The organism is Alkalibacterium olivapovliticus (assembly GCF_003003275.1).
In the GTDB taxonomy this organism is placed as follows: domain Bacteria; phylum Bacillota; class Bacilli; order Lactobacillales; family Carnobacteriaceae_A; genus Alkalibacterium; species Alkalibacterium olivapovliticum.
In genome coordinates, this window is the sequence record NZ_PVTO01000002.1 from 82,653 (window position 1) to 102,056 (window position 19,404).

Genomic DNA, 19,404 nt, shown 5'->3' on the forward strand with positions numbered 1-19,404 from the left:
TTATCCTCCTGATACTATAGGCACGTTTATTTCGATACGTGTTCCTACATCCTTTAATGATATGACTCTAACATTTCCACCCATGCCTTCGATTCTTTCTCTAATATTATGTAACCCGTAACTACCCGTTCTTTTATCTTTCACATCAAACCCAACCCCATCATCAATTACACTTAATTGGATAGTATTGCCGTTCTGATTTAAATAAACTTCCAGTTCACGTGCTTTTGCATGCCTAAGAACATTAGATAATAATTCCTGAACGATCCGAAAAAAATGGTCTTCCATTGCTTGAGGCATTGTTAGCGATTCAATCGTAAAGTGCACTTTGATATCTATTTTTGAAGACAATTCTTTTAAAAGCTGTTCAATTCCCTGCTTAAGTGACTTTCCGTCCAGTTGAATGGGACGTAGATGTAAAAGAAGCGCCCTCATTTCAGTTTGAGAAGCATTAATAGTCTGTTCAATCATCTTTAACTGCCTGATGATGGGCTCGGGGGTGTGATCGATTTGCTGATTAACTGCAGACAGCATCATAGAAGCCGCAAATAATTGCTGGCTGACAGAGTCATGCAGTTCTCTGGCAATGCGGTGTCTTTCTTTTTCAAGAATTTCTTCTTTGGTTTCGTTATCGATTCCAATCGATTCCTGTACATTCTTCAATGCCTGATCTGCCATGAACATCAGCTTTTCATGTAAATTCAGAAACTGTTTATCGATTTCTTCATTGATCTGTAACGGCGTATCCAGTGAATACATATCGAGAAAGATAGAGGCAGAATAGTGCCCTTGGCTCATCATACGCAACCCTTCTGCTACCTTTCTCAACTTCTTCTTTTCGAATACTTTAAGATAAGACAGTGTTACAGCCGACAAGATAAATGAAAATAGAATCAGGTAGACAATCAGAGAGACACCTACAAAATTAGCCTGATAGAGCACTGTAATCCACTGATTTTCTGATAATGAAAGTAAAATAAAGACGGTAATGAACAACAAGGTGAAAAAATAGAGAAAGAAAAATTTACTTAAAATAGAAAAAGCCTTTCTCATAAGTAAATCACCTCTACTTCGCCGACTAGCGTGTTTGATACTATTCTCAGTTTTCTGATCGACGAATGATAATGGTCACTCTGCCATTTCACCGTTTCATTTTTCATATCATACTCTTCTTTGTCTATGACCAATTTACCAATAGCCAGACTAATGTCAAGAGATAATGCAATATCTTTGGGGACGATAATCTTGATGTCGCCTATTCCTTTTCTAATGATAATGGTGTTTTCTCTTTTAGGAATAATGGTGTTTCCCAAATCAAAAAATGAATCTCCCATTATTTTGACAAAATTTTTATCCTCCCACTTGAAAACATCTTTTCCAACGGAATCATCACCAAACCATTTATTTCTGCTGAATTTCAACTTAGACTCTTCTTCCAGATGACTAGTTAAGTCGACAGAAACGAAATCTTTTTCCCGCCAGTACTGTTTACGTCTAAAAAGGGGGTCTCGCACCGTTCTGGACAGTTTACTGTCAGTGTTCATTTCAACGACTAGAAATACGCTGATGATAGCCCAAAATGCATTTGTGAAGACAACTGATGCGGTGAAGAGGATCACACTGATAATCAACTGCTGTGATTTAGATGCTTTAGTCCCAGGAGAAGTTTTATATAAAAACAAAAAAAGTAATGCTGTCAGTAAAAATGTCAGCAGCATCCAACTGTTAAATATTTGATAAAACAACCATACAAATAGTAATATCATGACCGATTTATATACAGTTGAACTCATGCGTAACTCCTCCTCTCGATGGTATATGTTAAGTATATCTAAATTCAAACTTAATAGCACTAACATACTGACAAAATCAGTCTCAAGGACTACATAAAAAACGGCCAAAAGAAGATAACTCTTCTTTTGGCCGTTCAACTTATTATTAAAATACGTTAGTTACTTCAACTTCCATTGTTCCACCAGGGGTGGTAATATGGACGCGATCACCAATCTGCTTGCCTAAGATTGCTTTAGCAATTGGAGATTCATTGGAGATTTTACCTGAAAATGGATCTGCTTCCGCTTTACCAACAATCGTATATTCTTCTTCAATACCATCAGGCAATTCTTTAAAAGATACAGATTTTCCTAGAGTTACTTCTCCATCTTTGGAGTTAGAGCTGTCTATGATTTGAGCGTTCTGGAGCATATTTTCAATTGTACTGATACGTCCTTCAATAAAAGCCTGCTCATCTTTAGCTGACTCATATTCAGAGTTCTCTGATAAATCACCGAAACCACGTGCGATTTTGATTCGTTCCACTACTTCTTTACGTTTAACTGATTTTAAGTGTTTTAATTCGGTTTCTAATTTTTCTTTGCCTTCTACAGTCATTGGGTATACTTTTTCTGTCATCAATACTTTCACCTCATAAAAATAATAGGATTCTGATTTGTGCTCATTGTTGCAAATGTTAAAATAATTTAAGAATAAACTGTCAACTAAATTCTCAATGGAATTAAGATACCATGAACATATCATGATGTAAAGCGTTTTTAAAAATTAAGCGTCCCTTACTATAAGGCACGCTCTTCAAATATAGTATGAATCTTTGTAGTCATTAAATCAATAGCCACTTGATTGCGGCCGCCTTCAGGAATAATGATATCAGCATATTTCTTGGTTGGTTCTATGAATTGGGCATGCATAGGTTTAACCACTGTCAGATACTGGTCAATAACGTTATCCAAGGTTCTTCCCCGTTCTTCAATATCTCTTTTGATCCGTCTGATGATTCTTATGTCATCATCGGTATCAACATATAATTTGATATCCATAAGTTCTCTCAGTCTGATATCTTCCAGTATCAATATCCCTTCGAGAATAATGACTTCTTTCGGATCCTGAAAGATCGTATCGCCGCTTCTAGTATGCCTTGTATAATCATACACCGGTTTTTCAATACTGTTATAGCCTAGCAACTGATTCAAATGCTCGATCAGCAAATCCGTATCAAATGCAAAAGGATGGTCGTAATTAGTCTTTAAACGATCTTCGAAACTAAGATGATCCTGATTTTTATAATATGAATCCTGTTCAAGCATCATGATTGATTTTCCGGGAAAATAATTATAGATGGCTTGACTGACACTTGTCTTTCCGCTTCCAGATCCTCCCGTGACGCCAATAACTATCGGTTTGTTAACCTTACTCATGTTTTTTGAATCCTTCCATATTTAAGTTTAAATGTCTCTCTCAACAAAAGCACTGAGCTCAGTGATGAACTCAATGCTTCATGCTATCTTAGGTATTCATTTTGATATTCAAGGTGCTGTTCGTATGTTTCTGAGAAATATATTTGCCTGGTAGAAAGATCTGCAAGAAAGAACATATAGTCTGTCTCAGCCGGATACATGCTTGCCCTGATCGATTCTTCATCCGGGTTGTTAACGGGGCCAGGACCCAGACCTCTATGTTCGTAAAGGTTATAGAGAGAATCCACTTCCAGATCATCATAAGTGATACGCTCCTGATGCTCACCCAGTGCATAGGTCACACTGACGTCTGTCTGAAGCGGCATGTCTATTGCCAGTCGGTTATAAAATACACCTGAAATGACTTCACGATCTTCGTAAGTGATGCCTTCTCTTTCAATAAACGATGCCATAGTGAGAATCTCATGAACAGTTGCTTCATTCTGTTGGATTTCATCATAATAGCCGGCAAACACATTGTGCATTTGAGATATCATTTGTGTCACCAGCTCTTCAAGAGTTGTTTCCTCAAAAAATTCGTAAGTCGCAGGATATAAATACCCTTCAAGCGTGTAAAGAGTCTCTTCTCTCCGTTCAATAGCGCCGGAGAGTAATTGTGGATAATCTTCCGCTATATCATTTAAGAACTCTTCGCTTTCAACCAACTCAAAGAAATCTTCGATAGAATAGTCTGTCTGATTTTCAATTACGATGGCCACCTGTTCTATGGTATACCCTTCAGGAATCGTTAATCGGCCAGTGGATTCCTCAGTAATCGGCGTACCACCTTCCTGAAGATACCAGACGATTTCTTCGGTTGACATCGCAGGAGAAAACAGATAATAGCCTGCCTGAAAACCCTCTTCACCCGTAAATCTCAAGTGATAATTGAATACAAATGCACTTCGGATAATATTATTTTCCTCTAAAATACGCGCTATGTCTGTTCGGGAAGATCCAATCGGAATCTCCACCGGTAAGTCTTCATTACTTTCCGGATCTAAAGGCTCTAAAGACGTCGTATAATAATGATAGCCGGAAACAGCTAATACGATAAGTAAAATTATTAATATAGAAACAATACTCAGAACGATTTTTCTTACAGTATGAGTAGATTGTCTATTGGGCATATACTGTCCATCCTTTTTTCTTTGTAAGTTATCTTTATCATTATACACAATCTACTATCTAATCGAAAGATATTTTTAGATCGCATAAACATTTCTTAATACAGTCCTCCCATACGAACCCTTTTTCATAGTCATTAAAAAAGGATGGAGAGTCTCTCCATCCCTTTGCCTTTTAATTAATCAGATTCTTCATCACTAATAAATGTATTCAAAACTTCTTCAATCATTTCCCACTCTTCATCTGTTTCGATAGCACTAAGTGTACCTTCTAAACCGCCGTCAGATTCAGTGTATGAAAATGCAGATAGTTCAACTTCTTCTCCTTCAGTTGTTCCAGAAGGGAAAACCAGCACGTACGATTTATCAAAATCCTCTGAATCAAACGTAAACAGGATTTCGTATAGCTCTTCATTGCCCTCTTCGTCTATAATCGTAATGTACTCGTGTTCGTGCTCATCTTCGTGGTTATGATCGTGATCATGGTTATGGTTATGCTCTTTTGTCATTATATTGCCTCCTTTATTTATTTGACTGCTGGTCCAGGTAGTTTTGTAAAATCATTACGGCAGCCAGCTTGTCGATAACTTTTTTTCGCTTTTTTCGGGACGTGTTTCCTTCTTCTATCAGCATACGGGTTGCCTGCATTGTTGTTAAGCGTTCATCTTGAAAGATGATAGGCAGAGCAAATAGTTCTTCCAGTTTTTCACCATAAGTGAGAGACAGTTCGGCACGTGGTCCGATAGACCCATCCATATTTTTTGGCAATCCAACGACTATAGATTCAACCTCATATTCTTTAATCAGCTCACCCAGGCGTTCAAACCCAAATTCGTTTTTAGATTCGTTTATCTGAACCGTTTCAATTCCTTGTGCAGTCCAACCGAATAAGTCACTGACGGCAACTCCAACAGTTTTGGACCCCACATCAAGACCCATTACCCGCATTTATTTTTCACTCTTTAAATAGTGTGTAACAAGCTCTTCGAGTACTTCATCACGTTCGTGTCTTTTAATCAGGTTACGCGCATCATTGTGGCGCGGAATATACGCAGGATCTCCGGATAAAAGATAACCAACGATCTGGTTGATGGGATTATACCCTTTTTCTTCCAAAGCTTTGTATACAATTTTTAATGTCTCTTCTACACTGTGCTCGTCTACATTTTCAACATTAAAACGAACGGTATGGTCATTTGAATTCATTAGTTATTCCCTCCATACTTTTTCCGTAAAACCTTATTGCTCAATTCTCAATAAGTTTCTATTTGATTATATTTTACTAGAAAACGAGTCAAAGTACAATGTAATCTGAACATGATTTCCCTTTTTGCCTTAGGAGGTAAGATGACTGACTGCTTTCGATCAGCTGTTTTTTTGTTCGATCCAATCAGTAACAGCACTCAACGCATCTTTTAACCCTTCAGGCTTCTTACCGCCTGCCTGAGCAAAATCAGGACGTCCACCACCGCCACCGTTGACGAAAGGTGAAATATGCTTAATCAGATCTCCTGATTTCAAGCCCTTTTTGACAGCAGTCTGATTCATTGAGACGATCAAATTCACTTTTTCATCGTCTTTTAATCCTAAAACGAGGACATCAGAGTAATCTTCCTGTTTCCATTTATCTGCCAGCTGTCTTAACTGATTCATATCCTTAGCTTTAATTTCTTCTGCAATAAAGGATACACTGTCAACTGTCTTAACATTGGTGAAGACCTCATCAGCTTGCGCATTTGCCAGTTTTGCGTGTAATGACTCATTCACCTGATTCGATTCTTTCAATTCTTTTTGAAGCAATTTAATTCGTGAAGGAACTTCTTTAGGCGATTGAACTTTCATTAACTTAGAAGCATCGTTTAAAATACGCAGCTGCTCTTCCATCCACTGGTAGGCACCTTCGCTGGTCAATGCAGTTATTCTTCTTGTTCCAGCACCAATACCAGCTTCTGAGGTAATTTTGAACATGCCGATTTCTGCAGTTGCTTTAACATGGGTTCCGCCACAGAGTTCTTTGGAGTAGTTGCCAATCATGACCAGACGGACATGCTCCCCATACTTCTCACCGAATAATGCCATAGCCCCTAATTCTTTTGCTTTAGCCAGTGTCGTTTCTACAGTCTCCACTACATAATTTTCCTGAATCTTCTGATTCACAATTCGTTCCATTTCAGCCAGTTCATCTTCCGTTACTTGACCAAAGTGAGTGAAATCAAAACGCAGGTGATTTTCTTCGACTAGAGAACCTGCCTGTTTAGCGTGATCGCCTAAAACATCTTTTAACGCCTGATGCAGAAGGTGAGTAGCCGTATGATTACGTTCGATCAATCTTCTGCGTTTTTTGTCTATAACAAGGGTGTAATCCTGGTCAGCAGTCAGTTCTTTTCTCACAGTAACAATGTGAACTGGCTGCCCTTCCGGACCTGATTTGACCGTATTCACTTCAGCCAGAACATTACTGTCGTTGTCCAGAATCAATCCACTATCGCCAACTTGTCCCCCTTTTTCAGGATAAAAAGGAGATTCCTCGAATAAGAGTTTGACGTTGTCACCTGAATTTACAGTTTCAACAAACGATTCTTCTTTGATTATTTTTACTAAAGTGCTGACTGTTTCATCTTTTGTATAGCCTGTGAATTCACTCTGAACAGTCAAATCACTCAACAAAGATGACTGTACGGCCATGGACCCTTCAGACTGACGGGCAGCACGAGCACGGTCACGCTGTTTAGCCATTTCTTCCTCAAACTCTTTATAATCGATAGTCAAGTTTTCTTCACTGACCACTTCTTCTGTCAATTCTATTGGGAATCCAAATGTATCATACAATTGGAAAACGTCTTTACCGGATAATGTTGACTGCTTTTTATCCTTAGCATCTGCAATGATTTCATTGACCCGCTCTAAACCGGCAGCAAGCGTTTCAAGGAAACGCTCCTCTTCATTCAAAATGACTTTGGAAATAAATTCACTATTCTGTTTAACTTCAGGATAGTGTTCTTCCATAATGTCAGCTACTACTGGAATACACTCAGTTAAAAATGGCTTCTCAATTGATAAACGGCGGCCGTGCATGACACTGCGTCTTAACAGACGTCTTAAAACATACCCTCGTCCTTCATTCGAAGGGAGTGCTCCATCACTGATTGCGAAAGCTAATGCACGCACATGATCGGCAATGACTTTAAAACTCACTTTATTTTCAACTGTCTCTCCGTATTTTATGCCAGATAGTTTTTCGACTTTTTCAATAATCGGTAAGAATAAGTCTGTTTCAAAGTTTGTCGGAGCATCTTGAAGAATGGATAACATTCTCTCCAGACCCATCCCTGTATCAATATTTTTATTCGGAAGCGGATCATATACATTATTGGGTTTGTGATTGAACTGAGAGAAAACAAGGTTCCATATTTCCAGCCATCTTTCATTTTCTCCGCCAGGATAGTTTTCTTCATGTCCTTCTGGAAGGTCATTAAATGATTCCCCACGGTCATAGAAAATTTCAGAGTTAGGTCCACATGGGCCTTCTCCGATATCCCAGAAATTACCTTCTTCTTTTACAATATGAGACGCCTCTAAACCTACTTCTTCTTTCCAGATCGTATAAGCTTCTTCATCATCTGGATACACTGTTACATACAGTTTTTCAGGATCCAGATCCATCCAGTCAGGACTGGTCAGGAATTCCCATGCCCACACGATGCCTTCTGTTTTAAAGTAATCTCCAATTGAGAAATTACCCAGCATCTCAAACAGAGTATGGTGTCTAGCTGTAACGCCGACATTTTCGATGTCGTTCGTTCGAATACTCTTCTGAGAGCTTGCGATTCTGGGATTAGCTGGTTTGACTGTTCCATCAAAATATTTTTTCATTGTTGCAACACCTGAGTTCACCCACAGTAAAGATGGATCTTCTACAGGTACCAAAGAAGCACTTCTTTCAACCTTATGTCCCTTTTCTTCAAAGAAATCAAGAAAAAGCTGTCTTAATTCTGTACTTGATAATTGTTTCATTTTTTTCACCCTATTCCTCTATTTTAGTCCATATAAAAAGACCGAACAAGCTCGTTACATACAAGGACGTCAGTACGCGGTACCACCTTGTTTGCAACAACTTATTCGGTCAGTCATTACCTCTTTAGTCTTGTTAACGCCAAGAAACGGCATAATTTCTTATGCTTGATCAAAAGGGAGCACCAAAGTCTTTTGACATTCTTTCACCACCGCGAATGTCTCTCTAAAGGTTTCTTCAGCTTATCCTTTGTGAATGTTAAAAGTATAGCGCAGTTTAGCCAGCTAGTCAATCTTTAATCCCACAAGCTGACTATTCTTCTTCAGTCCAGTCCGTTTCGTGTGTTGGAAAATATTTTTCCAGCGAGAACCCTCTTCCGAGCACTTCACTAGCAGGCATTGCCACTACGAAGGCATCTGAATCGGCTTTTAAAACGACCTCTTTTAAGAGGGTAAACTCTCTCTCTTGTATGACGACCATCAGCATATCTTTATCAGTATTGCCGTAGCCACCTCGAATACCTAAATTGGTCACTCCTCTTTGCATAGTGTGAAGGATCTCGGTGCGAATATCTTGTGGGCTGTCTGAAATAATAAAGACATTTTTATTTCGATGGAAGCCTAACTGAACCAGGTCGATCGTTCGCGAGACGATGAAGAGTGCAATGAGTGAATACATGACTGTTTCAACATCGAAGACCAGTAAGGCAATCATAATGACGACTCCATCAACCATTATCGTACTAAGACCGAATTGAAGGTGTAAAAACTGGTATAAGATTTGTACAATGATGCTGGTTCCACCTGTAGATGCTTTTGCCCTGAACACGATTCCGATACCAAGTCCTGTTATTCCACCACCAAACAAGGCAGCAAGTAACGGGTCACTCGTTAAAGCAGGAAAATGGCCAATAAAAATCAAGAAAAAGGGTAAGAGTATGCTTCCCAGTATTGTTTTATATCCAGCTGCTTTTCCTAAAAGGATAAAACAGAGAATCAGCAGTGGTATATTTACAGCATATTGAAACAAGGCTGGACTCCAACCGAACATGGCGTTAGCGGCAATAGATAGTCCAGAAACCCCACCCGACACGATATTGTTGGGTAATAGAAACACCTGGAATGCTATAGCTGTAAGGAATGAACCAAAAATGATATAGACGTAGTCCACCGCATTTAATGTATAGCGTTTTGCAATTCTTAACATTTTATTCCTCCTTCGACTTATTTATTATTCATTATTTAATTTATTTCTTTTAATTAAGCAACTGAGCTATTCTAACACCCAGCATAACAACAATACAACCCTTTAACAGATTATTTTTTTTTAATTTGCTAAATTTAATCTTCGGACTATTATTTCTTTGTTTTTCACGTATACTATAGCTATTAAAAGAGAATTGGTGATTAATATGTCAACTAACTATACCCACCTGATATTTATAATAAATGAACACTCGCGTAAAGGAAAACACACAAGAAAGTTATTGACTAGACACATGAAAGAACACGCTATGAGCTTTGAATTACATACGACAGAATACAAACGACATGCAGTTGAATTAGCCTGCGAACTAGCTCAGAGTGAACCTCAGGAATCTCTAATCATTGCCGTCGGAGGTGATGGCACGCTGAATGAAGTCGTAAGTGGCCTGTATCTTTCCAAAATAGACAGACCTGTTTCTTACATCCCTACAGGGTCCGGTAATGATTTTGCGCGTTCGCATGATTTATCTAAGTCTATCCAGATGTCTCTGGAGCGGATCATAAATAAGAACAGTCCGGTTGAACTTGATATATTGGACTGTCATACTGACGAAGAGAATCTCGTTGCTGTTAACAGCATAGGCTTTGGAATAGACGGGATGGTTATTTCGAAACTGGATCAGACCTCAAGTAAAAAGACAATCGGAAAATCGTCTTATCTGCTTTCCGTTTTATCTGCTTTTTTTTCGCAGAAATCATTTTCTCTATCTCTTGACAGTAAGGATCTTACAATCAGTCATCCTAGTGTGCTCTTAGTTGTCTGTGCAAATCATAAGTTTTTCGGCGGTGGAATCCCTATTCATCCTCTGGCCGATGCGACTGACTCCTACATAGATGTTGTCGTAGCTGAAAAAGTCAATTTTTTAGAGCTGCTTCAGATACTCTATATGCTCATCACAAAAGAGTCACACCTCAGTCATAAAAAAATGCATTCGTACCGTGTCTCTTCCTGTAAATTGACCCTGGATTCCCAACAGTACGGTCAAAGAGATGGGGAACTGATTGATAGAAATACGCACACTCTTTCCATATCTACTGTCAAGCAATTATTCTGGTTATGAAAAAAAGCATTAAAACTGACCTTGTGTCGAGTTTTAATGCTTTTTTTAAGGGGTAATTGTGTCCATCCCGATCATCGGATCGATTCTGGTCAATTCGACATCATCAGGTGTCAGGACATAACCTTCGCTCAGTTCACTGCTGCCAGCCTTTTCGATACCAGCTGCGTGCTTAGCGGTATCTGAATCTGATGATTCTATAGAGTCGTCAGTTTCTTCAGACAGACTTTTTAGCCTGAGTGTCAGAGACGTTTCCCGAGCGGTTGTATTCTCAGTAATACTTTTTTGAAAAGCATTTATCTCACCACATAAAAGTAACGTTTTGCTGGCTCTGGTAATGGCCGTATAAACAATATCTTTTTTCAGCATCCTGCCGTATCCAAATACAAGAGGCAAAATAACCATATCATATTCAGATCCTTGTGACTTATGCACAGAACAGCAATACGATAACGTGATTTTTTTCCATTCGTTTCTGGGGTAGGATACTTCTGTGCCATCAAAATCGATCACTAATTCTTCCGCATTCAATTCTGATTCTTTGGCAGATATTATACCCACAATAAACCCCATATCTCCGTTAAATACATTTCGCTCCGGGTCATTTACAAGCTGGAGAACTTTATCTCCTATTCTGTAAACCCCTTCCTGCTGCTGAACTTCTTTTTTATTTTTAGTCTTTGGGTTAAAAAGGTTCTGCAGCAGTTTGTTCAACTCGTTAATGCCAGCAGTTCCTTTGTAGATTGGCGCGAGCACTTGAATATCTTTAGATGTATAGCCTTTTTCTATTGCTTTAGAGACCAATAAAGTCAGGACCTCCTGAACTTTTCCTGTGCTGCAGGGAAAGAAATTACGATCCTGCTTCTTCTCAGTGAAATCTGCCGGCAATCCTCCCATTTTGATTTCATGAGCTAGCGTTATGATTGAAGACCCATCTCCCTGCCTGTAAATTTCAGTCAGCTCCTGATAAGGAATAGCCTTACTCAGAAGGATGTCTCTCAATACCTGGCCGGGTCCAACAGAAGGAAGCTGATCCTTATCTCCTACCAAAATAACTTTCATATCATCCGGCACTGCTTTTAAAAGTTGATACCCCAGCCACGTGTCCACCATTGACATCTCATCAACTATCAGCATCGAGCCCTTCAGAATTTTATCAGATTCCTGCAGCTCTTCCTCATCATCGGACCCTGTTAATCCAAGGAGACGATGGATCGTGGAGGCAGGAAGTCCCGTTGTTTCTTTCATCCGCTTAGCTGCTCTCCCAGTTGGCGCTGCCAATAAGATGGGAAACGGTTTATTGCTGTAATCTGCAGGGTCCAGACTAAAATCATTCAGTTCAGCATAAACTGAGACGATTACTTCCAGTACAGTTGTTTTTCCAGTACCCGGACCCCCAGTCAGTACAAACACTTCAGATTGAATAGCGTTTCTGACGGCTTCTTTTTGTGACTTTCCTAAATTTATGCCTCTTCGCTTCTCGAAGTCCTTTATTTTCTTACTGATTTCTTTTTCACTGAAATCAGGCTGATCTGACTCATTAACTAACCGGTCAAAGGCGTTGGCTATACCCCACTCCGACACATATAAAGAAGGCAGGTAAAAACGGGCATCATCCTTGATGATAGCCTGTTCTCTGCTTAATGTGATAATGCTCTCAGCAACGAGATCTGGATCGATCAGAAATGCCCTGCTTTTCTCCAGAACGGCTATGCTATTATTTAATAAATAATCGGCCGCCACAAACGTATCTCCACTTTTCATCGTCTTCTCTTCAAGCGTATAAAGAATACCGGCTTTGATGCGTTCAGGAGAATCTCCTTCTATCCCCATCTCTTCCGCTATTGCATCAGCTCTATTGAACCCGATCCCATCGATTTCTTCTATTAATATATAGGGATTATTTTGAATCGTGGTCAGCGTCTGGCCTTCAAAGCGCTGATATACTTTATAAGCTAACTGGTTGGATAATCCCATGTCATTAAGAGCAATAATGATTTTTTGCATGCCTTGCTCTTTTTCCAATACAGTCATCAGCTGCTGCCTTTTTTTACTGTTTAGTCCTGGTACTTTGTCCAGTTCAGTCTCATCATTTAAAATTTTATCGATACAATCGATTCCTAAAGTGTCCACAACAGCCTTCGCACTCTTTTTACCTATGCCTTTAAAACGCGGACTTGATAAATAGTTTATAATGGCTTCTTCACTCGATGGTTTTTCTTTCAGATATTTTGTCGACTGAAACTGTACACCGTACTTCGGGTGGTCTGTCCACTTGCCGTTAAAGCGATACTTATCGCCTTCTTGAATCTGACCAAAATTTCCAGTGATAACGACTTGCTTTTCCTTTACCTCTTCATCCGACTCTTCTATCTTAACTAAAAGAACTTTGTAAAAGTTTGAGGGATTGGAATAATAAATAGTCAGAACTTCTCCGACTATATAATTTTCTGTTTCATTTTTAAATAAGTTTTCCTGCAAGACCATCCCTCCTCTCTTATCAGTTTATCTGACTCCTGTGCTTTAGGCTAGTAATAATTATAAGTTTTTTCGATAATGAGAAGGTGAACTGGCTTTGTACTGTCTAAAATTCCGATTGAATGTTCTCAAATTATTGTAGCCACAGGAATGAGCGATTTCTTTAATGGTCAATTCGGTGTTCTCCAGATAGTAAGTCGCCTGGGTGATGCGGTAACGGTTCAGGTAATCAGTAAAGGTCAGTTGTGTATACTGATAAAATAATTTAGACAGATAAGCGTAATCATACTGCAATGTCTGTGCAGCTGTCTTTAGAGTGCATTCGTTAGCATAATGAGTATCGACATACAGTAAAATATTTTGAATAATCTTTCGCTGGGGTGATAATGTTATGCCTTCAAAACTAGTCTGCTTTATCAGAGCGTCACAACAGTTGTAGAGCAGACTTTTCTGAGCAAAAACTGTGTCCAAATGAGTCTCATTTACGTCAAACAGTATGGTGAATTGATTATTTATGGGTATCGATCGTTTATAGGAAGAATAAAATTGTCCAACCATTTCAGGTGAGAAGATCAGTAGTTTACAAACTGAATGGGTCACAGTGACCAGCTCATGAAGCTGATTTGGAAATATGAAAACTGCTTCATGAGCCCTTAGTGTATACTGCATCTCTTCTATTTTGATTGACATTTCACCGCTTTCGACCAGAATTATTTCATATGCTCGATGAAAATGAAGAGGGAAAGAGATGTTTTCCAAAACAGAGTAATTAAATGTCTGTTTTTCGTCCAGCCCGTGTTTCTCAAAAAAATACATGCGTCTTCTCCTTCTCTGAGACTAATTTTGTCTATAAGTATACTATAATCCTGCCAGCTTAATCAATCAGTCCTATTAGTCTTAGCATCAAAAAAAGAGCCACTTTAGACTAAGCTCTAGAGTGACTCTTTCTGATAAATCAGACGTATTGTAATAATTCAGATTCTTTAAATGCTTTGTCGATTGTGCCTCCGCCAAGACATTCATCGCCATCATAAAAGACAATGGCTTGTCCTGGTGTGATGGCTCTAGCTGGTTCATCAAATTCAACACGTGCTGTGTTATCTTCTTTATTTAGATGAACGGTGACGCCAACATCAGATTGACGGTATCTAAACTTAGCTGTACAACTGAAAGTCTCAGGTCTTTCTTTTTCAGTTGTGAATGTAAACTGGCTGGCGGTCAGATGCGTTGCATACAAGTGAGTATGTGTAAACCCTTGTCCGACAATCAGTTCATTGTTTTCCATATTTTTCCCAATAACAAACCAGGGCTCGTTAGATGTTCCGTTACCGCCAATTCCCAGTCCTTTTCTTTGACCGATGGTATAATACATCAATCCGTCATGCTTACCCATTACTTCTCCGTCTTCTGTGACCATATTCCCCGGTTGAGCAGGCAAGTAATTCATCAGAAATTGTTTAAAATCTTTTTCTCCAATAAAACAAATACCTGTAGAGTCTTTTTTCCTGGCAGTTGCCAGATCTGCCTCTTCAGCAATCCGTCTTACTTCACTCTTGTCCATTTCGCCCAGCGGGAACATCACTTTAGACAACTGATCTTGAGAGAGTTGGTTCAGGAAATAGGTTTGATCTTTATTCGAGTCTACTCCTCTTAGTAAATGAGTCGTGCCATCCTCATCTCTACTGACTCGCGCATAGTGACCTGTCGCTACATAGTCCGCTCCCAGACTCATTGCATAATCGAGGAAGGCTTTAAATTTAATTTCTTTATTGCACATGACATCTGGATTAGGTGTTCGCCCATTCTTGTATTCTTCCAAAAAGTATGCGAACACTTTATCCCAGTATTCTTTTTCAAAATTGATAGAATAGTAAGGCACACCAATTTTATTGGCCACCAGTGCTACGTCTTTATAATCTTCTGTAGCTGTACACATGCCATTTTCATCAGTGTCATCCCAGTTTTTCATGAAGACACCTACAACATCGTATCCTTGTTCTTTTAATAACAATGCCGTTACAGATGAGTCTACTCCTCCACTCATACCGACAACGACTCTTGTATTTTTATTCGTCATCACTTCACCATCATTTCTGTTATAATTCTGTACGCTTGTACGAATTTGAAGGTTCGTAAGTTTCCAGTCTGTTTCATTATACTTACTAAAAAGAAGAAATCAAGACCTGGCTGCCTATTTTAATCATTCCTTAAAAAAGACTCTCTTAATTAAGAGAGTCTTTCATCTTATTTTACTATTTTAAGCACATGTCCTTCAACTAGCGTTAATAGAACATTCTCAGCAAATGCTCTCTCTTTTTCTAACTGATCCGACTTGTACAGATCGATTTTCTTAAGCCCGTTGGACGTGACGGCTGACACCTTAAGTTCATCGATTTCTTTAGAGATGACAATCTTCAACTTTGGTGCTTTTTTATCCACAGCATGAATACTTAATGTTCTTTCATACTGGAAAGCCCCGTTCTTCGTTTCTAAAAATCCATTGTCTCTTAGTGTATAGCGCTTAGCTTCATCACTTACTGCATACCTTGTTTCACTACCCAGTAAACTATCTGTCTTGAATGTGGCCATGCTTTTCATCCTCTCTAACTAACTGATATCTTCTGTAGAAAGTGGTCAGGCTAAAAATTTGACTGCTTTTGCCAGTTTTTGGACTGCAGCTTCTATATCGGCTTCTGTTACGCCGTAGCCAAAACTGAACCTGATCGTTTCTTCTATCGCTGGATGTGCTTTCGAGTGAATAGCCTGCAGCACATGACTCGGCTCTACATTTCCAGCAGAGCAGGCAGACCCGATTGAAACCGCAACACCGGCCAGGTCCAGATGAATCAGGAGTTTATCGGCCTCTACACCTTTAATGTGCACGCTCAAGATGTGCGGCAAACTGTTCTCAACTGATCCATTTACTTCAAATTTTAAATCTGACTCTTCTAATAATACTATACATCGATTTTTCAGTTTCTGATAGTCTTTTTTTAATTGCGGTTTATTAGCCTGTCTGATTTCCACGGCCCTCTTGAATCCTGCAATGCCGGGTATGTTTTCAGTTCCCGCTCTTCGCTTATTTTCCTGTTGTCCTCCCAGAATCAAACCTGGAATGGATAGTTCATCGGACACATATAAAAAACCAAGGCCTTTGGGTCCGTTTATTTTATGAGAAGAAACAGATAGCATGTCGATATGCTGATCTTTGACATGGATATCTTCCGTCCCGTAAGCTTGAACTGCATCGGTATGAAAGACCACTTTATGATCCAGTGTGAGCAGGTATTCTCCGATTTCCGTAATGGGCATGAGTGTCCCGATTTCGTTATTCCCATAAATAACAGTAACCAGTATAGTGTCTTCTCTAATCGCCTCTTTTACCTGCTGAATGGTAATTGATCCCTCTTTGTTAACAGGTAATACGGTCACTTCAAACCCATTGCGTTCCAATTGTTTTAAGGGCTCTTTCACAGCGGCGTGTTCAACATTAGTCGTAATGATATGTTTTCCAACCGAGCTGTACTTTACTGCTGTATTAATAATCGCCATATTATCGCTTTCGGTTCCCCCGCTGGTCATCACTATTTCGTTTGAGGCAGCGTTAATACTAGCAGCTAATACTGCTCTAGCCTCTTCAAGTATGCCTTTACTCACTCTACCGATGCGGTGCGTACTTGATGCATTTCCATAACTACTTGTCATCGCTTCCGTCATCACATCAATTACTTCAGGATGCATCGGAGTGGTCGCGGCATGGTCTAGATAAATATAATTTTCCATGTTACTTCCTTTCTAACGTTCAGGATAGTTCAATAGACGGATACAGCATGTTGATTACTTTCTCCGAAAGATTACGTCCCTTGCCCTTTTGAACAAATGCATGCATGTGCATAGCCGGATTGAAATTTGCTTCAATCACGACATACCCAGGTTCATTATCTGTACTGGGAATTTTGATATCAGGAACAATCAGATCCAGCCCTGTCACATTAACTTCAAGTGCCTTAGCCATAGCTACAGCGACTTGCTTGTACGATTCATGCATCTCATCTGTCATGTCTATCGAATCTCCGCCAGTAGATATATTCGAGTTTTCTCTTAAAAATACCTGTTTTCCTTTTTCCAATACACTGTCGAAAGAGTATCCTTGTTCTTTTAACATCAGTTGTTCTATCTCGCCCATTTTTATTTTTTCAAGAGGCGCCCTATGTTTTACGCCTCTATACGGGTGCTGGTTCTTTTCAGAGATCAGCTTTTTGATCGTATCCTGTCCGTTCCCGATTACATTAGCAGGTTGTCTGAGTAGAACGGCTTCGACTTTTCCATTGATCACAAAGAACCGGTATTCAGTCCCTTCTATATAGTCTTCGACCAAGATCTGCTCATCTTCTTGGAATGCGAGACGGACAGCTTCGGAGTATCCTTCAAAAGAAGCCGGTTTTTTGAATATCGAGATCCCAATACCATAATTTGTACTTTTAGGTTTAATGACGATGGCTTTTTCTTTAAACTGCCCGTAACTGTCGATAGCTTTATCAGCAGAAGTAAATTCTTCTCCACCCGGCACTTTAAATCCAGATCGTTTCAGCAGTTTTTTAGTCACTGTCTTATTTGCCATGATCCAGTGAGAAATATAAGTATCCTTGGACGTCATATTCCCATTTCTGACATATTCGATAATGTTATTATATTTAAACTCAAGAAACTGATCATTAAAATCAATGACAGACGTCTCAACACCCAGTTTCAGGGCATCAAATAGAAGGAGCTGTGTACTCATTTCCATTTGATTAAAGCCGTCTAGCAAAAACGGTTTTTCGAATGATTTTTCCTTGTATTTTCTGCCTAATTCGATACCCAGTTCAACATGGGATTTCCCTTTTTCAAGTTCGCTGACAATTCTTGCTGCCAGTGTTTCTTCAGGATTGTTCAGCAAGCGCTCTGCTTCTTTAATGACTTCATGGTATATCTCATCCATTTCAAGTTCCGAAGCTACTGCAGACATTTGACTTAAAAGAGAAAGGCCTTCTTCTTTATATTGTGAGGGGCTAAACGGATTTTCCATAGATGTTTCTTTGTTCATTACTGCTCCCCATTTTATATCTTCCTCAGAATGCTCTGTTTCCATCCAGATCATCGTCAATAGGAATAGATGGGTGAAAACTGATTGCTGATAAGAGAACCCCATACTGTCAAATGGATTCAAGTCAAACGAACGGAATTCCACATAACGAGTCCCTTTACTGATCAGATTACGTACAGCTTTTCCTTTCCCTCTTAATCGGGCAGCACCATAATATTCACGTTCTTCAATAAGCGTTCTATCTGCTACAAGCGATTCAATATCCTCTACGTACTGTTCGACAGTCTGATAAGAGACCTTGTTACTGAACGTATTATGATACCCTAACGGACTGTTTCTAATACTTCTATAATAACGTCCAGCAATGTCGCTGTCATACGTTTCATCATTAACTGGAGAGGCTCCAAATAGATAGGTCAGCAGCCACTGGTACCTTAAATAATGACGCGACATCGTAAGATACAGGCCGTTACAGAAATCAGTCACTTCCTCAGGGCTCATCATCCTATCTGCTTTAAGTGCCTCGACAAATTCTTCTGATAATGAAAAGTTGAAATGCACCCCACTAATCATCTGTTTTTTCTTGCCATATTTGAATGCCAGCTGTTCTCTGTACTCGATCTCACTCTGATCAGATACGTTTATGATCGGAATATCTTTTTCATCGGGCAGACGATTAGGCATACTGAATGGCCATATGAATTCATCCTCATCAATCGTCCGGTTCACAACATCGTGTAAGGCCCTCAACCATTGATACTGTTCTTCAATAGATTCCCTGGGAGGTGTCACTAATTCCAGTTGAGACTCACTGAAGTCAGTTTGTATATAAGGGTGATGATTTCGGCTACCAAATCCCTCAGGATGTAGACTTAAAGCCAGTTGCCCATTCATTTCGGTTCTCAACCCTTCTTTTTCGATTCCAAAAGAAGCTTTTTTTAATAAGTGCTGCAGGTTATTTTGTTTGATTGTATTTTTTATAGTCATTCTTATCTTTCCTTATATGTGTGATTTTACTTACTAATATCAAGTACTATCTTATCATAAAGGTTTCAATCAACCTAGAAGAAAAGTCGGCAACTTAAAGCAAACAATCGTTCGAATCAGTTTTAAACTCTTTCTATAAA

General features: G+C 39.2%; 17 protein-coding genes. 1 reads left to right on the forward strand and 16 read right to left on the reverse strand.

Annotated elements, in window-relative coordinates; all coding sequences use genetic code 11:
* From CLV38_RS01380 to CLV38_RS01425, 10 genes are all read right to left on the reverse strand, one after another.
* Entirely contained in the window at positions 1 to 1,053 is a 1,053-nt protein-coding gene (locus CLV38_RS01380) for a sensor histidine kinase (RefSeq protein ID WP_106190526.1), read from the reverse strand.
* Complete coding sequence (gene liaF, locus CLV38_RS01385; RefSeq protein WP_170068780.1) at positions 1,050 to 1,793, reverse strand: cell wall-active antibiotics response protein LiaF; 744 nt, start codon at positions 1,791 to 1,793, stop codon at positions 1,050 to 1,052. Before liaF ends, CLV38_RS01380 begins: the two co-directional genes overlap by 4 nt.
* A gap of 145 nt (positions 1,794 to 1,938) precedes the next feature.
* The gene (gene greA / locus CLV38_RS01390; protein WP_106190530.1) at positions 1,939 to 2,412 is read right to left on the reverse strand and encodes a transcription elongation factor GreA; all 474 of its coding nucleotides are present in this window, start codon (positions 2,410 to 2,412) and stop codon (positions 1,939 to 1,941) included.
* Positions 2,413 to 2,573: 161 nt separating this feature from the next.
* A complete protein-coding gene (gene udk, locus CLV38_RS01395) occupies positions 2,574 to 3,212 on the reverse strand; it encodes a uridine kinase (protein WP_106190533.1) in 639 nt (212 codons plus the stop codon).
* An 83-nt stretch (positions 3,213 to 3,295) separates the two neighbouring features.
* Complete coding sequence (gene mltG, locus CLV38_RS01400) at positions 3,296 to 4,381, reverse strand: endolytic transglycosylase MltG (protein ID WP_106190535.1); 1,086 nt, start codon at positions 4,379 to 4,381, stop codon at positions 3,296 to 3,298.
* A gap of 176 nt (positions 4,382 to 4,557) precedes the next feature.
* Positions 4,558 to 4,887, reverse strand: a complete 330-nt coding sequence (locus tag CLV38_RS01405) for a DUF1292 domain-containing protein (protein ID WP_106190538.1) — start codon at positions 4,885 to 4,887, stop codon at positions 4,558 to 4,560.
* A gap of 13 nt (positions 4,888 to 4,900) precedes the next feature.
* Positions 4,901 to 5,326: a Holliday junction resolvase RuvX gene (ruvX, locus tag CLV38_RS01410; RefSeq protein ID WP_106190540.1), complete on the reverse strand. Its 426-nt coding sequence runs from the start codon at positions 5,324 to 5,326 to the stop codon at positions 4,901 to 4,903.
* A complete protein-coding gene (locus CLV38_RS01415) occupies positions 5,327 to 5,584 on the reverse strand; it encodes an IreB family regulatory phosphoprotein (RefSeq protein WP_106190543.1) in 258 nt (85 codons plus the stop codon).
* A 159-nt stretch (positions 5,585 to 5,743) separates the two neighbouring features.
* On the reverse strand, positions 5,744 to 8,392 hold the full coding sequence (alaS, locus tag CLV38_RS01420) for an alanine--tRNA ligase (protein ID WP_106190816.1): 2,649 nt from the start codon (positions 8,390 to 8,392) through the stop codon (positions 5,744 to 5,746).
* A 310-nt stretch (positions 8,393 to 8,702) separates the two neighbouring features.
* Complete coding sequence (locus tag CLV38_RS01425; protein ID WP_106190545.1) at positions 8,703 to 9,596, reverse strand: YitT family protein; 894 nt, start codon at positions 9,594 to 9,596, stop codon at positions 8,703 to 8,705.
* A gap of 205 nt (positions 9,597 to 9,801) precedes the next feature.
* Here CLV38_RS01425 and CLV38_RS01430 point away from each other — a divergent pair, with 205 nt between their 5' ends.
* Positions 9,802 to 10,716, forward strand: a complete 915-nt coding sequence (locus CLV38_RS01430; RefSeq protein WP_106190548.1) for a diacylglycerol/lipid kinase family protein — start codon at positions 9,802 to 9,804, stop codon at positions 10,714 to 10,716.
* 45 nt (positions 10,717 to 10,761) lie between these two features.
* Here CLV38_RS01430 and recD2 read toward each other — a convergent pair whose 3' ends face one another.
* From recD2 to gshAB, 6 genes are all read right to left on the reverse strand, one after another.
* The gene (gene recD2, locus CLV38_RS01435; RefSeq protein WP_106190550.1) at positions 10,762 to 13,200 is read right to left on the reverse strand and encodes an SF1B family DNA helicase RecD2; all 2,439 of its coding nucleotides are present in this window, start codon (positions 13,198 to 13,200) and stop codon (positions 10,762 to 10,764) included.
* Positions 13,201 to 13,251: 51 nt separating this feature from the next.
* Complete coding sequence (locus tag CLV38_RS01440; protein WP_106190553.1) at positions 13,252 to 14,007, reverse strand: helix-turn-helix transcriptional regulator; 756 nt, start codon at positions 14,005 to 14,007, stop codon at positions 13,252 to 13,254.
* Between the two features lie 139 nt (positions 14,008 to 14,146).
* Positions 14,147 to 15,271: a tRNA 2-thiouridine(34) synthase MnmA gene (mnmA, locus tag CLV38_RS01445; protein ID WP_425427758.1), complete on the reverse strand. Its 1,125-nt coding sequence runs from the start codon at positions 15,269 to 15,271 to the stop codon at positions 14,147 to 14,149.
* Between the two features lie 164 nt (positions 15,272 to 15,435).
* Positions 15,436 to 15,780 (reverse strand): DUF1831 domain-containing protein, encoded by a 345-nt coding sequence (locus CLV38_RS01450; protein WP_245920513.1) that lies wholly within the window; start codon positions 15,778 to 15,780, stop codon positions 15,436 to 15,438.
* Between the two features lie 45 nt (positions 15,781 to 15,825).
* Positions 15,826 to 16,974 (reverse strand): cysteine desulfurase family protein, encoded by a 1,149-nt coding sequence (locus tag CLV38_RS01455; protein ID WP_106190561.1) that lies wholly within the window; start codon positions 16,972 to 16,974, stop codon positions 15,826 to 15,828.
* 19 nt (positions 16,975 to 16,993) lie between these two features.
* Positions 16,994 to 19,264, reverse strand: coding sequence for a bifunctional glutamate--cysteine ligase GshA/glutathione synthetase GshB (gene gshAB / locus CLV38_RS01460; RefSeq protein WP_106190564.1), 2,271 nt, complete (start codon positions 19,262 to 19,264; stop codon positions 16,994 to 16,996).
* Between the last annotated feature and the right edge of the window lie 140 nt (positions 19,265 to 19,404).

What these genes read in the sequence shown, in the direction of transcription:
- CLV38_RS01380 (WP_106190526.1), bottom strand. Translation starts at nt 1,053, where the DNA reads ATGAGAAAGGCTTTTTCTATTTTAAGTAAATTTTTCTTTCTCTATTTT.
- liaF (WP_170068780.1), bottom strand. Translation starts at nt 1,793, where the DNA reads ATGAGTTCAACTGTATATAAATCGGTCATGATATTACTATTTGTATGG.
- greA (WP_106190530.1), bottom strand. Translation starts at nt 2,412, where the DNA reads ATGACAGAAAAAGTATACCCAATGACTGTAGAAGGCAAAGAAAAATTA.
- udk (WP_106190533.1), bottom strand. Translation starts at nt 3,212, where the DNA reads ATGAGTAAGGTTAACAAACCGATAGTTATTGGCGTCACGGGAGGATCT.
- mltG (WP_106190535.1), bottom strand. Translation starts at nt 4,381, where the DNA reads ATGCCCAATAGACAATCTACTCATACTGTAAGAAAAATCGTTCTGAGT.
- CLV38_RS01405 (WP_106190538.1), bottom strand. Translation starts at nt 4,887, where the DNA reads ATGACAAAAGAGCATAACCATAACCATGATCACGATCATAACCACGAA.
- ruvX (WP_106190540.1), bottom strand. Translation starts at nt 5,326, where the DNA reads ATGCGGGTAATGGGTCTTGATGTGGGGTCCAAAACTGTTGGAGTTGCC.
- CLV38_RS01415 (WP_106190543.1), bottom strand. Translation starts at nt 5,584, where the DNA reads ATGAATTCAAATGACCATACCGTTCGTTTTAATGTTGAAAATGTAGAC.
- alaS (WP_106190816.1), bottom strand. Translation starts at nt 8,392, where the DNA reads ATGAAACAATTATCAAGTACAGAATTAAGACAGCTTTTTCTTGATTTC.
- CLV38_RS01425 (WP_106190545.1), bottom strand. Translation starts at nt 9,596, where the DNA reads ATGTTAAGAATTGCAAAACGCTATACATTAAATGCGGTGGACTACGTC.
- CLV38_RS01430 (WP_106190548.1), top strand. Translation starts at nt 9,802, where the DNA reads ATGTCAACTAACTATACCCACCTGATATTTATAATAAATGAACACTCG.
- recD2 (WP_106190550.1), bottom strand. Translation starts at nt 13,200, where the DNA reads ATGGTCTTGCAGGAAAACTTATTTAAAAATGAAACAGAAAATTATATA.
- CLV38_RS01440 (WP_106190553.1), bottom strand. Translation starts at nt 14,007, where the DNA reads ATGTATTTTTTTGAGAAACACGGGCTGGACGAAAAACAGACATTTAAT.
- CLV38_RS01450 (WP_245920513.1), bottom strand. Translation starts at nt 15,780, where the DNA reads ATGGCCACATTCAAGACAGATAGTTTACTGGGTAGTGAAACAAGGTAT.
- CLV38_RS01455 (WP_106190561.1), bottom strand. Translation starts at nt 16,974, where the DNA reads ATGGAAAATTATATTTATCTAGACCATGCCGCGACCACTCCGATGCAT.
- gshAB (WP_106190564.1), bottom strand. Translation starts at nt 19,264, where the DNA reads ATGACTATAAAAAATACAATCAAACAAAATAACCTGCAGCACTTATTA.